Genomic DNA, 16,873 nt, shown 5'->3' on the forward strand with positions numbered 1-16,873 from the left:
GAACGTTAGTTGATACTCGAAGTAATTAACTAACCGAAACAAAATCTCATTCGCTTTGCTTCGTTGCTGCAGGCCTTGCCTGAAGCGAGATGCGCATTCTACGCACCTGAGTTTTAATGTCAACGCTTTATTTCGTTTTTTTAAACTTTCTTTTCAGAAGATTCAAAACCCTACTTTAAAACCTTACGTTAACTAATTTGGCCTGAACCGCGTTAGATAACTTATTAAAACAGCTCGTTGGGGTTACCCCTTGGAACTGGAGCGCATTTTAGAGATTTTTGACCTCACGTCAACACCTAAAATGCATTTAATTACGAAAATGTGTTTGTTTGCTTTTTATTTAAACAATATGTGTAAATAGGCACCATACCAGCAATAAAAAGTATAAGTCGTGTTATATAATGATATTTTTACTAAGCATTTTACTTAAGTAAAATGTTTAAAACGTGACTTCTAACTGCTCTTATTTATCGAAATATACTTTTACTTTATGCAAACGCTTTACTTGCTTCTAGCATTTCACTACGGCGAGCCTATTTTAATGCGTAGTGCATAATCCTAAATGAAATACTTATATACTACTTAAGCTATACTCAGCAAAGTTAAATTTAGCCACAAAAAAAGCCGCTAGATAACTAGCGGCTTTACTTGGCAATACATATATTGCTTGCAGATGGCGGTGAGGGAGGGATTCGAACCCTCGAAGGCTTGCGCCTTACACACTTTCCAGGCGTGCTCCTTCGGCCACTCGGACACCTCACCATTTAAAACTTGAATTGTTAACGTGCTTTCTACACGATTTGGTTTTTAGCCGATGAGCACGCGGGGCGTGTCAATTTAACCTTGGCGGCCACTCGGACACCTCACCATTTAAAACTTGAATTGTTAACGTGCTTTCTACACGATTTGGTTTTCAGCCGATGAGCACGCGGGGCGTGTCAATTCAACCTTGGCGGCCACTCGGACCTCACCATTTAATCACTATGTACTGAGTTCCTGTACTGCGCTGCGCTATGTTAGGAAAATAAGCTTCGTAACGCAACTTAATTCAGACAAAGTTAAAACAGTTGCTTATTTAACAGGCAACGATTAATAATTTTACTTATTTCTATTCATCTCGGCATTAAAATTTAACATACGATCTAAGGATTTAAGTGCACCTGTGCGTAACTTCATATCGACAAAGACTTCTCTACCCTCAGGGTTTAAAAGTGCTTGTTCAATTTCCTTTAAGCCATTCATTGCCATCCAAGGACAATGTGCGCAACTACGACATGTAGCGCCTTCGCCTGCAGTTGGTGCTTCAAAAAACTCTTTATCTGGGCATAATTGCTGCATTTTATAAAAAATACCGCGATCGGTAGCAACAATGAATTTTTTATTCGGTAGCGCTTGAGCCGCTTTAATTAGTTGGCTTGTTGATCCTACCGAATCGGCAAGGTCAATTATTTCTGCTGGTGATTCAGGATGGACAAGAATAGCGGCGTCTGGATGAAGCGCCTTCATATCAATTAGCGCTTTTGTTTTAAACTCATCATGTACAATACAAGCACCTTGCCACATTAGCATGTCAGCACCGGTTTGTTTTTCAATGTACGCACCTAGATGACGATCCGGACCCCAGATTATTTTCTCACCCAGATCATCAAGATGTTCAACAATCTCTAAAGCACATGATGAAGTGACGATCCAATCAGCACGAGCTTTTACCGCGGTAGATGTATTCGCATATACGACAACTGTTCTGTCAGGGTGAAGATCACAAAAAGCATTAAATTCTTCAATTGGGCAACCCAAATCTAAAGAACATGTAGCTTCCAATGTAGGCATTACCACTGTTTTTTCTGGTGTGAGTACTTTGGCAGTCTCCCCCATGAAACGAACACCGGCTACTATTAAGGTGTCTGCAGGATGATTATTACCAAATCTTGCCATTTCTAGTGAGTCTGCAACACAACCGCCTGTCTCTTCAGCTAATGCCTGGATTTCAGGATCGGTATAATAATGCGCTACAAGCACAGCGTTTTTTTCTTTCAATAATATTTTGATGCGTGCTTTATATTCTTCACGCTCTACATCACTTAATGGAGTAGCCTTTTGCGGAAATTGAAAGTCAAAATCAACGGCTAAATTTGCTTGGGTCATATATATTCTCAATGAGTACCTTAAAAATCGCGAGAATTATAAGGTATAGAAGAATAAAAGTGTACTAAGAATATACCCTAGTTAAGATCAGATTAGGATAAGCAATAATGATAAAGAAACAAATGGAGGAGTTATTTAACAATCTAACAGGAATAATGCATTTCAAAGAATTAAGAAAGTTTAAAGATTAAAAGTGGTCGGTCGTGAAGGATTTGAACCTTCGACAAATTGGTTAAAAGCCAACTGCTCTACCAACTGAGCTAACGACCGATAAACTACTTTTAATTTTTTAAGACGAAATTGCGAGATGCTAATTTCAAATTCACTTACTCTTAATTTTTAAAACTAAGAAAAGTGGTCGGTCGTGAAGGATTTGAACCTTCGACAAATTGGTTAAAAGCCAACTGCTCTACCAACTGAGCTAACGACCGATATATACTTCAAAAACAAATGCCAAACACTTTTTTTGGTAAAAAGTGGTCGGTCGTGAAGGATTTGAACCTTCGACAAATTGGTTAAAAGCCAACTGCTCTACCAACTGAGCTAACGACCGGCATTTGTTTTGCGTTGTCCTACTCGGTCAACGCGGGGCATATAATACTCATAATTTTTTTAAGTGCAACAACAATCTTCCGCTTTTTTGAACTTTATCGCTTGTTCGAACAAAAAGTCAGCAAAGCGTGCAAGTTATCAGCAATAATTATGATTTTAAATTATTTAATCTAGGTTGCGCTAATTTAGCCGCACTTGAATTAGGATATTCAGCTATCAGTTTTTTATATACCGCAATAGCTTTAGCCTGGTTATTTTCTTTTTGCTCAACCATTGCAAGCTTTAACATTGCGTCACTGCGTTTGCTAGAGTCAGGGTGATTATTGACCACTATATCAAATTCTTGACGTGCTTTAGTTAACTCACCTTTGTTAAACAATAACTGACCTAACCAATAATGGGCATTCGCTGCATAACTCGAATTAGGGTATCTTTGATTGAACGCTTCAAACTCAGGAATAGCTTGTTCATAACGCTTATCTTTTAGCACCATATTCACAGCACGATCATAGGCTTCATTTTCAGTTAAATTATTACTGTAATTAACCTTACCTGCGTTATCTGTAGGTGCAATAATTGCCGCGGGTATTTGATTGGCTGGTTTTAACGCTTCTGATACTCGACGGTCAAGCTCTTGATACAACTCACGTTGACGGTCAAGTACTTGGCTCAGTTGATAAGTGTGTAGTTCAGTGATGCCACGGAGTTCATTAACTTCATTTTGTAACTCGTCAAGTTGTCGCTGCACGTTAACTTGTGCACGATTACGAGCATCAAGTTTACCTTCGAGGCTAACGAGCTGTTCACTTAAACTTGATTTGGCAGCGTTTGAAGGCATGCCAGCGGTTACTTCAATAACAGGAGCAGGTTCAGCTGCTACTGCCAAATTGGCAGCAACAGCAAACGACATCCCGAATAGAATACTATTGGGTTTCATTAAATTACCTGATTAGTAGACCAAGACTGCACGACGGTTTTTAGCAAACGCGCCTTCGCTACGATCTTTAATCATTGGCTTTTCTTCACCGTAGCTTACTGTACTAAGTTGTGAAGCTGAAACACCCATGTTCTCTAAAAATGTTTCGATAGATTTTGCACGACGTTCGCCTAGTGCAATGTTGTATTCAGGTGTACCACGTTCATCGGCATGACCTTCAATTAACACGTTTACATTTGAGTTTTCGTTAAGAAACTTCGCATGTGCATCTAGAATAGCTGCAAAATCACCACTTACTGTTGATTTATCAAAATCAAAATAAACGATATGCTCTGAACGTAATTTTTCGAATTCTTGACGCTTTTTAGCTTCAATAGCGTCTGCACGTTGCATTGCTTCAACTTTTACACGTTCTGCATCTTCACGAGCTTGTTGCTCTGCCATTGCAGCTTGGTTTTTCTGCATAGCACTAGCGTCTTCACTAGCTGTATCAGATGAACTACAGGCCGACAAAGCCATGATAGGTAAAACAACCGCTAAGGCTTTTACTGTTTTATTAAAACGCATTTTATGTGTCCTTATTATCTACAAATTAAATTACTATAATTATTATAAAAATGGTGACCATGAAGGAGACTTCACTTCGCCATTGAGTGCTGGCAATCTTGCCTTAAACCTTCCATCTACGGAAACTAAACTTAGTACCTGACGGTTATTATGTAAAGTACTATAAATAATCATCCCGCCATTAGGTGAGATGCTTGGGGATTCGTCCAAACGCGTCGTTGTTAACACTTGGAAAATCCCTGAATCAAATTCTTGCTTGGCTAAATGATACTTGCCACGTGTACGATTTACCATCACTAATTGACGACCATCAGGTGTTAATGAGCCACCTAAGTTCATTTCGCCATCAAAAGTTAGCCTTCTGATCTTACCGTTAACTAAATTTACGCGATATAACTGCGCTTTTCCACCTCGTTCTGAACTAAATATCAATGATGTGCCATCTGGCGTCCAACTTGGTTCAGTATCAATTGCGCGATGACGGGTTATTCTTCGTAATTTTTTCGTTGCAATATTCATCACATAAAGCTCTGGATTACCATCTTTAGACAATACCATGGCAAGCTTTTTACCATCTGGTGACCACTTAGGTGCACTATTTATGCCTTTAAAAGAGCTGATTAAGTTACGTTCTCCCGAATAAATATCGATGACATGAATTTGTGCTTGTCGATTTTCAAATGTTACATAAGCTAACTGGTTACCACTTGGATGCCACGCTGGTGACATTAATGGCTCTTTGGAACTTAATAAAACATGTTCGTTAAAACCATCATAATCGGCAACAACTAATTGATAAGGATATTCTCCTTGATCGCGTACAATAACATAAGCAATTTTTGTTAAAAATGCACCACGTGTTCCGGTAAGTTTTTCATAAACAGCATCACTAATACTATGAGCGTAGCGTCGAAATTGATCGGCACCCACCTCAACAGTACTTTCATCAAGAATATGGTCTGAGGTACGAACTAACTCACCATTACTTAACATCTGGGTTTCACCACCAGTAACTTGGCCACGAATTACATCAACAAGCTGATATGTAATTTGATAACGCCCAATTGATGTTTCACTAACTTCACCAATAATAACGGCTTCAACGCCCTCACTTGCCCAAGCGGTGTAATCAATTTCGCTATCACTGTATGGAGTCTGAGGGTAACGTGATTCATTAATTGGACTAAATTTACCACTACGCAATAAATCATCACTGATCACTTTAGATAGACGCTCTGGCATAACACCGGTACCTGTCCACTTGAAAGGTACGACAGCAATTGGTCGTGCACTATCAACACCTTCGGTAATAACAATTTCTAACGTTGCCATGGCCTGATTTGAAAACACGACTGTAAAGAGTAGTAAAAATAAAATTATATTTTTCATAGAGTTGATTTTTTTTCCTAATATATACAAAACTTAATTAAATTTGTCAGGTGCTACCGTTAAACTGATCGTTCTCATTTCTCTAAATATCTCAGGGTCTTTAGAAACAGGTAAAGTACCTGCTTTATAAACCGCAGTTTTTGCTGCTTCACAAACCCTTCTATCACCCTGACCAGTAACAACATTAGTAACAAAACCTGATGGTGCAAGACTTATGGTCAATTTACAAGATTTACCTTCCATAGTGCTTCGGTCGGTGATCAAGTTACGTTTTATCGTTTGGGTAATTAATGCCGTGAATCGACCAATTTCAGTCATCATTTGTTGACGACGAGCTTGTTGGCGGCTCTCCATTTCTTCTGCCATTTGTTGCTCTAATAATTTTTGCTGCGCTGCACGTTCTAGATCTTCTTGCTGTTTGCGCTTAAGTTCGGCCGCTTTCTTTTTACGTAAATCTTCCGCTTCTTTAGTGGCTTGCTCTTCCTTTATACGTTTAGCTTTCGCATCTGCCGCGGCTTTGTCTGCTTCTTCTCTTTCCCGTTCTTTTTGCTTACGTATTTTATCTGCAGCGTTTGCCTTAGCTTTAGATATTTTAGCCGCACTATCCGCTGCTTTTTTTTCTTGTTCTTTTTTCTTACGCTGACGTTCAAGATTTTTAATGCGTTTTTCTTCGTTTAATCGTTTCGTTTTTGCTGCCGCAATACTATTTTCTAGATCTTTAAGCTTTTTAGCGTCATCAGCCTTTTGCTTTTTAATTTTATTAATTTGTGCTTCTACTTTACTTCTTTCTACAACAACCGCTTGAATTGGCTCCATTTGTACTGACGTAGGCGTCGGTTTTGGTGGCGATGAAAAATCACCCCACAACAAAACTACTGCCAGCACTGTGTGTATAGCAAAACTTAACGCTAGTGGAATCGAATACTTCGGTGACACTACTTACTCTCCGGGGTATCAGTCATTAAACCTACAGATGGCACACCTGCTATTTTTTGTAACATCACCATTAATTGAATAACAGCATCATAAGATACTGCACCATCACCATTGACAACCACTGGCGTATCAGGCGCTAACTTTAAATGCGCCTTGACCAAAGTCGCAACTTCTTCTGCCGACATAGGTTCATTTTTACTGGTACCAACGGCCAAATAATAATTACCCTTTGCATCAACTGAAGCAACTAAAGGTGGTTTCATATCTTTACTTAGCGGTTCAGCATCAGCCTGCGGCAAATCTACTTTAACGCCTTGTGTTATCAAGGGTGCTGTTACCATAAAAATAATCAGCAACACTAACATTACGTCAATATAGGGCACTACATTTATCTCAGCAACCTTCCGGCGTCTAACTCGATTATACATAGTTAATATCTACCTTAGCCGTGTTGTTCTGTTGCTGTTTGTCTCTGTAAAATACTTGAAAACTCTTCCATAAAGTTACCGTAACTATTTTCAAGTTTTTCAACATTGTGACTAAAACGGTTAAATGCCATTACGGCAGGAATAGCAGCAAACAAACCCATTGCTGTTGCGATTAGTGCCTCAGCAATGCCTGGCGCAACCATGGCAAGTGTTGCTTGCTCAACTGCACCTAAGGCAATAAATGAATTCATGATCCCCCAAACCGTGCCGAACAAACCAATATATGGACTTATTGAGCCGACAGTGGCCATAAACGGCAAATGCGTTTCTAAACTATCTACTTCTCTTGACAGTGCAACGCGCATTGCTCTATGTGTACCATCAACAATGACTTGCGGCGCATAAGCATGAGATTTACGTAAACGGGCAAATTCTCGAAAACCTGAAACAAAAAGGTTCTCAATGCCATCGATATGTTCTTTTGCAGAAACTTCACTGTAGAGTTTACTTAAATCGGCACCACTCCAAAACTTATCTTCAAAGCTTTGTAACTGTATACGAGCGGCGGTCAACACTTTACGACGTTGAAAAATCATGGTCCAACAGGCAATTGAAAATCCTAATAACGTCAACATAACCAGTTGAACTAATAAACTGGCGTCTAAAAATAAGTCAAAAAATGAAATTTCAGCTGACACGTTTTAATGCTCCTAAAATGCTGTTGGGAATAATACAAGGTTTAGCGATAGACAATTGAACACAAGCGACTTTAATTTCAGCCGTACATAATGTTAACTGGTTTTGATTCACAAGCTGCTGTGAAAACACCAAGCTGGCAGACTTTAAACGGCTTATTGTAGTCGTAATTGTTAACAAATCATCAAGTTTTGCAGACGCCTTATTGTCCATCGCAACCTTTGTGACCACAAAGCCTATGTTTTGTTCTAAAAATATTGATTGATTAATACCAAGTTCACGTAACCATTCTGTTCGGGCACGTTCAAAAAATTTTAAATAGTTAGCATAATAAACAATACCACCGGCATCGGTATCTTCATAATAAACGCGAACCTTGTGTTGATAACTGCTTAATGACATTTAATTTTTCAATTTATCTTAATATAAAATTTCAAGTGCTTATCTTAATAGATAAAGCTCACGCCCGACAAGGGCTAAGACTCATTCTTTGTAATTATTTCAGCAAAAAGTTGAATTAACTTTCATCTATTAGAATACTTTCTAAAGTTGTCACTCATTAGCGACAAAAACTCACTATCTAGCCCACCAGAACACTGACTAATTTTGCATTAGTTTTTCTAATGATTAAGATAAAATATTTTCGTTTGCTTTGGTTAACTCATCCCACTAGAATAGCCCTGTTTTCTGAGCTAGCGCACGAATTTTGTTTCGCTGACAAATATTCGCTGTAGCCCGTAAATGTTTTGATTGGTGTTGTTGCCTTTCTCCCTGATATTTTCTAGGAACCCCATTTCCTTTTATCAACTTAAATTCTAAGTTGGCCCACATATTTTTATGTGGGCTTTTTTTTGTTTGAAATTCAACGAAATAATATTTAGAGATTTGCAGCACTTCAGCTTGCTTTGCTAATGCCTTAGTATATCAAACTGACTTTTCCCTTTAGCATCATCGTTCTTCCTAAAACATAAAAAGCACCCTTAGGTGCTTTTTAAAGAAGACTAAATTCAAGAATTAGGTTGGAAAATCTAAGCCAAAATGTAAATAAGCTCGACTAGTGGCAATGCGCCCGCGTGGTGTTCGTTGTAAAAAACCTTGTTGGATTAAAAAAGGCTCTAGCACATCTTCAATGGTTTCACGTTCTTCACCAATGGCTGCAGCAATGTTATCTAGCCCAACCGGGCCTCCGCCAAATTTATCAATTATCGCTTCTAGTAGTTTTCGGTCCATTAAGTCGAAACCTTCATTGTCTACTTCTAACATATCTAAAGCACTGGCAGCGGTTGCTTTACTCACTATACCGTCGGTTTTTACGTCAGCATAATCTCTTACTCTGCGTAATAAACGATTGGCAATACGTGGTGTACCACGAGATCGCCTTGCCACTTCAAATGCACCCGCTTGCGCAATGTCTAAATTTAAGAAATGTGCTGAGCGCATTACAATTTCGGTTAATTCTTGGGTGTTATAAAATTCTAGTCGTTGTACTATGCCAAAACGATCACGCAGCGGAGAGGTTAACGCCCCTGCTCGCGTTGTAGCCCCAATTAATGTAAAAGCGGGTAAATCAAGCTTTATGGAGCGTGCTGCTGGTCCCTCGCCTATCATAATATCTAACTGATAATCTTCCATAGCCGGGTAAAGAATTTCTTCTACCACAGGGCTTAAACGATGAATTTCATCGATGAACAGCACGTCATTTTCTTCAAGATTAGTCAGTAATGCCGCCAAGTCGCCTGCTTTTTCCAAAACGGGTCCTGAGGTCGTGCGAATACTCACACCCATTTCATTAGCCACAATGTTAGCTAAGGTGGTTTTACCTAAACCTGGTGGGCCAAATATCAATAAATGATCAAGCGGCTCTTGTCTTTTCAATGCCGCAGCAATGAAAATATTCATTTGAGACTTTACGTGTTCCTGCCCAGTATAATCTGACAGCATTTTTGGCCTAATAGCTCGGTCAACCGTTTCATCTTCACGGCTAGCTATTGGTTCAATTAATCGATCTGCTTCTATCATGTATTACTCTTTGGGAAAATTACGGTTTACGCGCTAAACGCCACTATTTACAAATAAATCATAGTCATATTGCTTAACTTAGCTAAGCCTACAACATCGCTTTTAAGGCATTGCGGATCAAGTCTTCGCTACTTTTATCGGCTTCAAATACTGACTTAACGGCTTTGTCTGCTTGTTGTTGACTATACCCTAAAGATACTAAAGCGTTAATAGCATCACCTCTGTTATCACTAACAAAGGCATTTGCTTGGTTAACATCAGTTGGCATCATACGAACGAGTGCATCACTACTGTCCGTTTGCCAATCTTTTAATCTATCACGCATTTCAATCAGCAAACGTTCTGCTGTTTTCTTGCCAACACCGGGAATTTTCACGATAGTGGTTAAGTCGTCATGTATTACACAACTAACAAATTGATCGGCAGACATGCCGGATAAAATAGCTAAGGCTAATTTTGGTCCAACACCATTAACTTTGATCAGTAAACGGAAAAGCTTACGCTCAACTTTATTAGCAAAACCATAGAGCAGTTGAGCATCTTCTCGAACAACAAAGTGAGTATATAAGGTTGCTTCTTGGTTAACTTCGCCGAGCGCATAAATACTGGTCATTGGCATGGTAACTTCATAGCCCACACCATGACATTCGATTAAAATTTCGGGGGCCATTTTTTCTATTAATATGCCACGTAAACGTCCAATCACGGCTTAACCTTTCTACTTGATATGATATATGACGTCACCATACCACTAGATATTTATACAGTAAAGTTTAAGCCATGAATTATTTGAATCAGGAAAAATTTTCAACAAGGTAAATACAGTTAGTCTCTAACGTAAACGTCCTCGCACTGTTTTACTCGCTTGGCCTGACAATTTACTGATCGAATCGTGGCTATGAGCATGACAAAGTGCAACGGCCAATGCGTCTGCCGCGTCTGCTTGTGGTGTGCCTGGTAATTTCAAAATAGTTTTTACCATATGCTGCACCTGCGTTTTATCTGCTGCGCCGGTGCCAACAACTGATTGCTTAATTTGTCTGGCAGAGTATTCTGCTATCGTTAAACCATTGTTAGTGGCTGCAACAATTGCTGCGCCTCGGGCTTGCCCTAGCTTTAACGCTGAGTCAGGATTTTTCGCCATAAAAACTTGTTCAATAGCAAACATATCCGGCTGAAATTGTAAGATAATCTCACTTACGCCAGCAAAAATGGTTTGCAAGCGCATGCCTAAATCTTCACCTGCAGCCGTTGCTTTAATACAGCCGCTGCCTAAATAGATGAAATTTCGTCCCTGCTGTTTAATAACACCGTAACCCGTTAAACGTGATCCGGGATCTATGCCTAAAATAATACTCACTAAAAAGTACCTTTAATAATCATTTAAGTGCGATTGAAAAAAAACGCACGAATAAAGCCTAAGTAGCATTCATTCGTGCGTTTTATTGTTTTAACACCAGTAATTAGCCAATGTTAAAAATTATGAAACGAAAGTTATTCTGCTTTTTCGTCAGTATCAGTTTCTTTTTCTAAACAAGCAATGCCTAATTCTTTTAGCTGTACAGGGTTTGCATAACCTGGGGCATTAGTTAATGGACAAGCGGCAGTCGTTGTTTTCGGAAATGCCATAACATCACGAATTGAACTTGCACCTGTCATCAACATCACTAAACGGTCTAAACCAAATGCTAAACCTGCATGTGGTGGCGCGCCGTATTGTAATGCTTCGAGTAAGAAGCCAAATTTTTCTTGCGCTTCTTCATCACTAATACCCAAAATACGAAACACTGCTGCTTGCATATCTTGGTTATGAATACGTACAGAGCCACCGCCTAATTCACAGCCATTAAGTACCATGTCGTAAGCATCAGATAATGCGCCAACAGGGTTAGCTTCTAATTCTGCCGCAGTTAAGTTAGTAGGCGCGGTAAACGGATGATGAATAGCATGCATGTGACCATCAGCTTCTTCAAACATTGGGAAGTCAACAACCCATAATGGCTTCCATTCACCTTGCAATAATTCAAGGTCTTCACCAATTTTAAGGCGAAGTGCACCTAATGATTCAGTTACTACATTATAAGTGTCTGAACCGAAGAAAATAATATCGCCAGTTTTAGCATTAGTACGATCTAATAAGGTATTAACCGCATCTTCAGTTAAGAATTTTAAGATAGGTGATTGCAAACCTTCAAGGCCAGCATCACGGTCATTAACTTTCAACCATGGCATGCCCTTCGCGCCATAAATACCAACAAATTTAGTTAATTCGTCAATACCTTTACGAGAAAATTTAGCCGCGCCACCAGGTACACAAATTACCGCAACCCGACCTTTTTCGTCGTTAGCTGGACCAGAGAACACTTTAAACTCAACATCTTTTAAGATGTCAGCAACGTCAACAATTTCAAGTGGATTACGTAAATCAGGTTTATCAGAGCCAAAGCGAGTCATCGCCTCTGAATATGCCATACGTGGAAACTCACCTAAGTCTACGTTAAGCAGCTCTTGGAATAACCCACGGATCATAGTTTCAGTAACTTCCATCACTTGATCTGAACTCATAAATGAGGTTTCAATATCAATTTGAGTAAATTCTGGTTGTCTGTCAGCACGTAAGTCTTCATCACGGAAACACTTAACGATTTGATAGTAACGCTCCATACCTGACATCATCAGCAATTGCTTAAATAACTGTGGTGATTGTGGTAAGGCAAAGAATTGCCCTTTATGGGTACGACTTGGAACTAAATAATCTCGCGCGCCTTCAGGAGTAGCGGCGGTTAGAATGGGCGTTTCTATATCCAAAAAGCCTTGTGATTCAAGTGATGAACGCACAGCTGAAGTAACTTTAGCGCGAAAACGCATACGTTCAGTCATTTCTGGACGACGTAAATCAAGGTAACGATATTTTAACCGTAGTTCTTCAGAGTTCTTCTGATTTGAATCTAAAGGTAAAGGGGCAGACTTATTTAAAATAGTAAGCTCTAAGCCTAAAACTTCAATAGCGCCGGTCGCCATATCTTTATTCACTTGGCCATCAGGACGAGCGCGCACTTTACCTTTTATTTGCACACAAAACTCATTGCGCAACGTATTGGCTTTTTCAAGCACATCAGGAAAGTCTGGATCGTAAACAACTTGCACAATACCTTCACGATCTCGTAAATCTAAGAAAATTACCGCACCTAAGTCACGACGACGATTAACCCAACCACAAAGTGTGATTTCCTGACCCACATGAGATTCATTAACCTCACCACAATAAAGACTACGCATGTATTTACCCTGAAAATTCGAATAAGCTATAAATAAGTCATAAATAAGCCACTGATGTTAGGCAAAGAAAGCCTTAACGAGATAACTTGTTATGATAAAAAATTGCCGACATTATAAAGCAATGCGAGGTAAAGTCACCCGACATTCAATGAATAGTATGAGTTATACAAAAATTAAGCTTTGGAGATAGTTTTACGATTAAAGGCGTAATGGTTTTTACCGGCGGCTTTAACGTCATACATTAATGAATCAGCAACTTTTAAAAGCTCGTTATCAGAATCACCATCGTCAGGAAACATGGCAATACCAATACTGCAGCCTATATTCGCACTTAATTCTGATAACTGTATCGGTTGTTGAATAAGCTTTAACACTTTATCAGCGACATAAGCCGCCTCATCATGATTATGCAAACCCGTAAGTAACAGCACAAATTCATCGCCACCAAAACGAACAACCGTGTCAGACTCCCGTACACAGCCTAATAAGCGCGCTGCCACTTCAATTAATAACTCGTCGCCAATATCATGACCATGGTTGTCATTAATGTCTTTAAAACCATCGAGGTCAATAAAGAGTACCGCGACTAGTAATTTTTGCCTTTGGTGAAAAGTAATAGCCTTATTGAGCCGGTCTTTTAATAAAACACGGTTAGCAAGGCCAGTTAGGTCATCATGTGTGGCCATGTATTGCATTTTTTCTTCTAATTTTTTGCGGTTTTTAATTTCTCGATATAAACGGCGATTCCACACCATAATAATGATGATAATCATGATGGTAAGTACACCGACTTGTAACGCCACACGTAACACAACACTTTTATCTAAGCCTGTTTCAATATTAATATCAAACCACTTCTCATATATTTGCTGACTATCAAGGTCTGAAATACTTAAAACCGCCTTATTAAGTACATTGACCAGCATTGGTAATGATTTGTTGACCGCTAAATGGTTACTATTTTTATCCACTTCTTCGAGTACTGACACTGACAAACTGACTAAGCTTTCTCTTTTAAGCAACTCTGTACCTGATGATAAGCTATCAATAAAACCATCAACTATACCTTTTTGTATCGCTAATAAACCCTCTTCACTGTCATCGACTAAGCGCAAATCAATCAATGGGAAATTTTTCCTGATAATAGAAATTAAATAGTAACCTTTGGCAATAGCTAATGTTTTACCACTAAAGTCGTCTAAGTTTAATTGTTTACCCAGTTCGCGTGGGTGTAAAATAACCCACGGCATACTCCAATAAGAATGAGTAAATAACACTTCTTCTTTACGTTTTTCGGTTGCTACAACACTGCCAATAACATCAACATCACCTGCTAACAGTGCTTGATAAAGCTCGTTGAAATTGTCATGGACAACATAGTCAATTTTTATATTAAGTCGTTTACTCATCAGCTGAAATATATCTGGATTTATCCCCTTAACCTCACCATATTTATCAATAAATTCAACAGGGATCCAATTTTTAGTTATACCAAATTTAACGACATTATTTTCTTTTACCCAAAGGGCTTCTTGTTCTGTTAATGCCAATACAGCTAATTGAGCTTTGAAAAAGCCCGATGACTGATCCAAATGCCATTTTTTCTCTAAAGTGACTAAATCTTCTAAGGCAGTTGCCTCAAAGCCTTCTGCTATTAATTGGCTTAATTTAGGGTTTACTTTATTTAAAATTGCATGAACATCACGCTTAAAAATATAGCCATTAAATTTTGAGTAAATTGACTGTAATTTATATTCAATTAAATAATTTTCAATAATGTCACTTTGGCCTCCAATAACATCTAGTTCGCCGCGTTCTACAGCTTCAAACATTGCTGCATAATTATCAAAATAAATAATCGGGGTACTTAACACTTTATTTTGGATATCTTTGATAAAACTCGGCGTTGGTACCACCCCAATACTTTTATTTTTAATCTCAGATAGATGTAGCACCTTATCAATGTCGTTCGAAAAAAATAAGCCGTAATCAATACTATAAATAATAGGGCCTAAAGTACTGTCCGCAATATTATTCTCATTAGTCACACTCGTAATATGAATGTCAGCCATATTTTTATTAGTCTGATTAAACTCATTTGAATTACCAACAATAAATTCAGCCTCTAAACCACTGGATTTTGCCCACATTTTCCACAGTTCAATAAAAAAACCTTGAGCATTGCCAGCACTAGAAGTTCCTGAAAAAGGCATTTGATTATTTGAATATGAAAACGTAATCGCATTTTCTGACTTGTCGATTATTAACCATTTTCTTTTGATGGCTGATTTCTCTGAGTCAGAAATTTTCTCCATGCCTTGCTCTATAAAATCTAGCAGTTGTTTTTGTCCCTTAGCTACAGCAGCACTATAATCGCCACTTTCATAAATAATTCTGGCAAACGTAGGGTACTGCTTGCTAAGCAAATTATAATCAGAAAAATTTTTCGACAGATTCTCAACACCCGCCATGATTAAAATGTCACCTGCAATTGCCGCACGATATAAAGCATTGCGATTAGGAAAGGATCTTAGCGTTAAGTTAGGGTACTTATTCTTAAGAGAAATTTCATGGCTAGAACCATCAACAACCCCCACGGTATAGGGTGTAAGTTGTAAAATATTTTTAATTTGTGCAATTGAACGATGTAGAAAAAGGTGTCTGTCTTGGCGAAAAAAAGCTGAGCTAAAATCGAGTATCTCAGCTCTGCTTGAGTTTTTAGATAAGCCAGCATGAATATCTACTTCCCCCTCTTGCACCTGCTTGATTGTTTGCTGCCAATTAAGCGTTACAAACTCTACTTTAACATCTTGCTTTTCTGCCCATAACTGCCAAAGTTCTACCATCATGCCATTAGGATTTTGTTTATTATTAACAAAATGATAAGGGTAAGAGGTTTTGTTAATGGCCACTTGATAAGTCTGCTTAATATCTTGCGCAGAAACAGACAATGCTAGAAACATTGTTATTAGGGTAAAACCTATTGAAATTTGCGTAAAATATCTAAAAGCCAATTTAATTTCTCAATGTTGTTATTTTTATTATTTTAGTTATTTCTGCCCACTAATCGCTGCAGTAAATAGGTTATAACCAGCAATGAATAACATAAAAGCACATTATCTTGTTTATCGTGGAAAATATCAGGTAAAATACTCTTTTTTTCACCTAACGTTAGTATAGTTTTAATATCATGAAAGCATCAGATACCGATTTAATTTTTTCTAATAAACAAAGTAAAATCAAAGACTTTGCTTTCGACGCGCAAGTCGTTGAAGTTTTTCCTGATATGATCAGCCGTTCAGTGCCTGGTTATAGTACTATTATCGATACCATAGGTCGACTAAGTCAGCGCTATGTTACCGATAACAGCCAAATCTATGATCTGGGTTGTTCGCTCGGCGCTGCAACATTAGCTATGCGTAAAGGTATCACAGCAAAAAACTGTAAAATTATCGGGATTGATAGCTCTAGCGCCATGGTTGAACGCTGTAAAATGCATGTTAGTGCTTTTAAAGGTGAAACGCCGGTTGAGATAATAGAAGATAATATTCTTAATATTGAGATTAAAAATGCCTCTATGGTCGTGCTTAATTTCACCTTGCAATTTATCGCCCCAGAACAGCGCCAGTTATTGTTAAATAAAATAGCACAAGGGCTTAACCCCGGTGGTTTATTGTTATTATCAGAAAAAATTGCCCATACCGATAGCGTTTGCAATGAGTTACTCGTTGATCTACATCATGACTTTAAACGTGCTAATGGTTATAGCGAATTAGAAATAGCCCAAAAACGTACCGCGCTAGAAAATGTCATGCTTACTGATAATTTAGACACGCATTTAACTCGCTTGAAACTGGCTGGATTTAACCATAACGCTCCTTGGTTTCAATGTTTTAACTTCTTTTCTCTAATCGCGATTAAATAA

General features: G+C 38.4%; 14 protein-coding genes and 4 tRNA genes. 1 reads left to right on the forward strand and 17 read right to left on the reverse strand.

The features are described from left to right. Nucleotides 1-674: 674 nt before the first annotated feature. The 17 genes from H4J38_RS15310 to H4J38_RS15390 all read right to left on the reverse strand — a co-directional run bounded on the left by H4J38_RS15310 (nucleotide 675) and on the right by H4J38_RS15390 (nucleotide 15,911). Nucleotides 675-762: transfer RNA gene (locus H4J38_RS15310), tRNA-Ser, on the reverse strand. Nucleotides 763-1,098: 336 nt separating this feature from the next. Then, complete coding sequence (gene nadA / locus H4J38_RS15315) at nucleotides 1,099-2,145, reverse strand: quinolinate synthase NadA (protein WP_182133090.1); 1,047 nt, start codon at nucleotides 2,143-2,145, stop codon at nucleotides 1,099-1,101. Nucleotides 2,146-2,339: 194 nt separating this feature from the next. After that, a tRNA-Lys gene (locus tag H4J38_RS15320) sits at nucleotides 2,340-2,415 on the reverse strand. 85 nt (nucleotides 2,416-2,500) lie between these two features. Continuing rightward, nucleotides 2,501-2,576, reverse strand: a tRNA-Lys gene (locus tag H4J38_RS15325). Between the two features lie 46 nt (nucleotides 2,577-2,622). Continuing rightward, nucleotides 2,623-2,698, reverse strand: a tRNA-Lys gene (locus tag H4J38_RS15330). A gap of 147 nt (nucleotides 2,699-2,845) precedes the next feature. Then, on the reverse strand, nucleotides 2,846-3,634 hold the full coding sequence (ybgF, locus tag H4J38_RS15335; RefSeq protein ID WP_182133092.1) for a tol-pal system protein YbgF: 789 nt from the start codon (nucleotides 3,632-3,634) through the stop codon (nucleotides 2,846-2,848). Nucleotides 3,635-3,646: 12 nt separating this feature from the next. Next, complete coding sequence (gene pal / locus H4J38_RS15340) at nucleotides 3,647-4,201, reverse strand: peptidoglycan-associated lipoprotein Pal (RefSeq protein ID WP_182133094.1); 555 nt, start codon at nucleotides 4,199-4,201, stop codon at nucleotides 3,647-3,649. Nucleotides 4,202-4,243: 42 nt separating this feature from the next. Beyond that, nucleotides 4,244-5,590 carry a Tol-Pal system beta propeller repeat protein TolB gene (gene tolB / locus H4J38_RS15345; RefSeq protein ID WP_182133096.1) on the reverse strand — a complete coding sequence of 449 codons (1,347 nt, stop codon included), beginning with the start codon at nucleotides 5,588-5,590 and terminating at the stop codon, nucleotides 4,244-4,246. Between the two features lie 33 nt (nucleotides 5,591-5,623). Then, a complete protein-coding gene (gene tolA, locus H4J38_RS17385; RefSeq protein WP_182133098.1) occupies nucleotides 5,624-6,526 on the reverse strand; it encodes a cell envelope integrity protein TolA in 903 nt (300 codons plus the stop codon). Further along, the gene (gene tolR, locus H4J38_RS15355; protein ID WP_182133100.1) at nucleotides 6,526-6,954 is read right to left on the reverse strand and encodes a protein TolR; all 429 of its coding nucleotides are present in this window, start codon (nucleotides 6,952-6,954) and stop codon (nucleotides 6,526-6,528) included. The genes tolA and tolR overlap by 1 nt, the downstream gene beginning before the upstream one ends. Before the next feature lie 14 nt (nucleotides 6,955-6,968). After that, complete coding sequence (tolQ, locus tag H4J38_RS15360) at nucleotides 6,969-7,652, reverse strand: protein TolQ (protein ID WP_182133102.1); 684 nt, start codon at nucleotides 7,650-7,652, stop codon at nucleotides 6,969-6,971. Next, nucleotides 7,642-8,052 (reverse strand): tol-pal system-associated acyl-CoA thioesterase, encoded by a 411-nt coding sequence (ybgC, locus tag H4J38_RS15365; protein WP_182133104.1) that lies wholly within the window; start codon nucleotides 8,050-8,052, stop codon nucleotides 7,642-7,644. Before ybgC ends, tolQ begins: the two co-directional genes overlap by 11 nt. Before the next feature lie 612 nt (nucleotides 8,053-8,664). Then, nucleotides 8,665-9,669 (reverse strand): Holliday junction branch migration DNA helicase RuvB, encoded by a 1,005-nt coding sequence (gene ruvB, locus H4J38_RS15370; RefSeq protein WP_182133106.1) that lies wholly within the window; start codon nucleotides 9,667-9,669, stop codon nucleotides 8,665-8,667. 88 nt (nucleotides 9,670-9,757) lie between these two features. Then, nucleotides 9,758-10,375 (reverse strand): Holliday junction branch migration protein RuvA, encoded by a 618-nt coding sequence (gene ruvA / locus H4J38_RS15375; RefSeq protein WP_182133108.1) that lies wholly within the window; start codon nucleotides 10,373-10,375, stop codon nucleotides 9,758-9,760. A 126-nt stretch (nucleotides 10,376-10,501) separates the two neighbouring features. Then, nucleotides 10,502-11,029 (reverse strand): crossover junction endodeoxyribonuclease RuvC, encoded by a 528-nt coding sequence (ruvC, locus tag H4J38_RS15380; RefSeq protein WP_081180430.1) that lies wholly within the window; start codon nucleotides 11,027-11,029, stop codon nucleotides 10,502-10,504. 134 nt (nucleotides 11,030-11,163) lie between these two features. Next, nucleotides 11,164-12,948 carry an aspartate--tRNA ligase gene (gene aspS / locus H4J38_RS15385; RefSeq protein WP_182133110.1) on the reverse strand — a complete coding sequence of 595 codons (1,785 nt, stop codon included), beginning with the start codon at nucleotides 12,946-12,948 and terminating at the stop codon, nucleotides 11,164-11,166. Between the two features lie 173 nt (nucleotides 12,949-13,121). Further along, nucleotides 13,122-15,911, reverse strand: a complete 2,790-nt coding sequence (locus tag H4J38_RS15390; RefSeq protein WP_182133112.1) for a transporter substrate-binding domain-containing protein — start codon at nucleotides 15,909-15,911, stop codon at nucleotides 13,122-13,124. A gap of 227 nt (nucleotides 15,912-16,138) precedes the next feature. Here H4J38_RS15390 and cmoA point away from each other — a divergent pair, with 227 nt between their 5' ends. Next, complete coding sequence (gene cmoA, locus H4J38_RS15395; RefSeq protein WP_182133114.1) at nucleotides 16,139-16,873, forward strand: carboxy-S-adenosyl-L-methionine synthase CmoA; 735 nt, start codon at nucleotides 16,139-16,141, stop codon at nucleotides 16,871-16,873.

The sequence above is a fragment of the Colwellia sp. BRX10-3 genome, from assembly GCF_014077505.1.
Lineage (GTDB): Bacteria > Pseudomonadota > Gammaproteobacteria > Enterobacterales > Alteromonadaceae > Cognaticolwellia.

What these genes read in the sequence shown, in the direction of transcription:
- ybgF (WP_182133092.1), bottom strand. Translation starts at nt 3,634, where the DNA reads ATGAAACCCAATAGTATTCTATTCGGGATGTCGTTTGCTGTTGCTGCC.
- tolR (WP_182133100.1), bottom strand. Translation starts at nt 6,954, where the DNA reads ATGTATAATCGAGTTAGACGCCGGAAGGTTGCTGAGATAAATGTAGTG.
- H4J38_RS15390 (WP_182133112.1), bottom strand. Translation starts at nt 15,911, where the DNA reads ATGTTTCTAGCATTGTCTGTTTCTGCGCAAGATATTAAGCAGACTTAT.
- cmoA (WP_182133114.1), top strand. Translation starts at nt 16,139, where the DNA reads ATGAAAGCATCAGATACCGATTTAATTTTTTCTAATAAACAAAGTAAA.
- nadA (WP_182133090.1), bottom strand. Translation starts at nt 2,145, where the DNA reads ATGACCCAAGCAAATTTAGCCGTTGATTTTGACTTTCAATTTCCGCAA.
- ybgC (WP_182133104.1), bottom strand. Translation starts at nt 8,052, where the DNA reads ATGTCATTAAGCAGTTATCAACACAAGGTTCGCGTTTATTATGAAGAT.
- pal (WP_182133094.1), bottom strand. Translation starts at nt 4,201, where the DNA reads ATGCGTTTTAATAAAACAGTAAAAGCCTTAGCGGTTGTTTTACCTATC.
- tolB (WP_182133096.1), bottom strand. Translation starts at nt 5,590, where the DNA reads ATGAAAAATATAATTTTATTTTTACTACTCTTTACAGTCGTGTTTTCA.
- ruvB (WP_182133106.1), bottom strand. Translation starts at nt 9,669, where the DNA reads ATGATAGAAGCAGATCGATTAATTGAACCAATAGCTAGCCGTGAAGAT.
- aspS (WP_182133110.1), bottom strand. Translation starts at nt 12,948, where the DNA reads ATGCGTAGTCTTTATTGTGGTGAGGTTAATGAATCTCATGTGGGTCAG.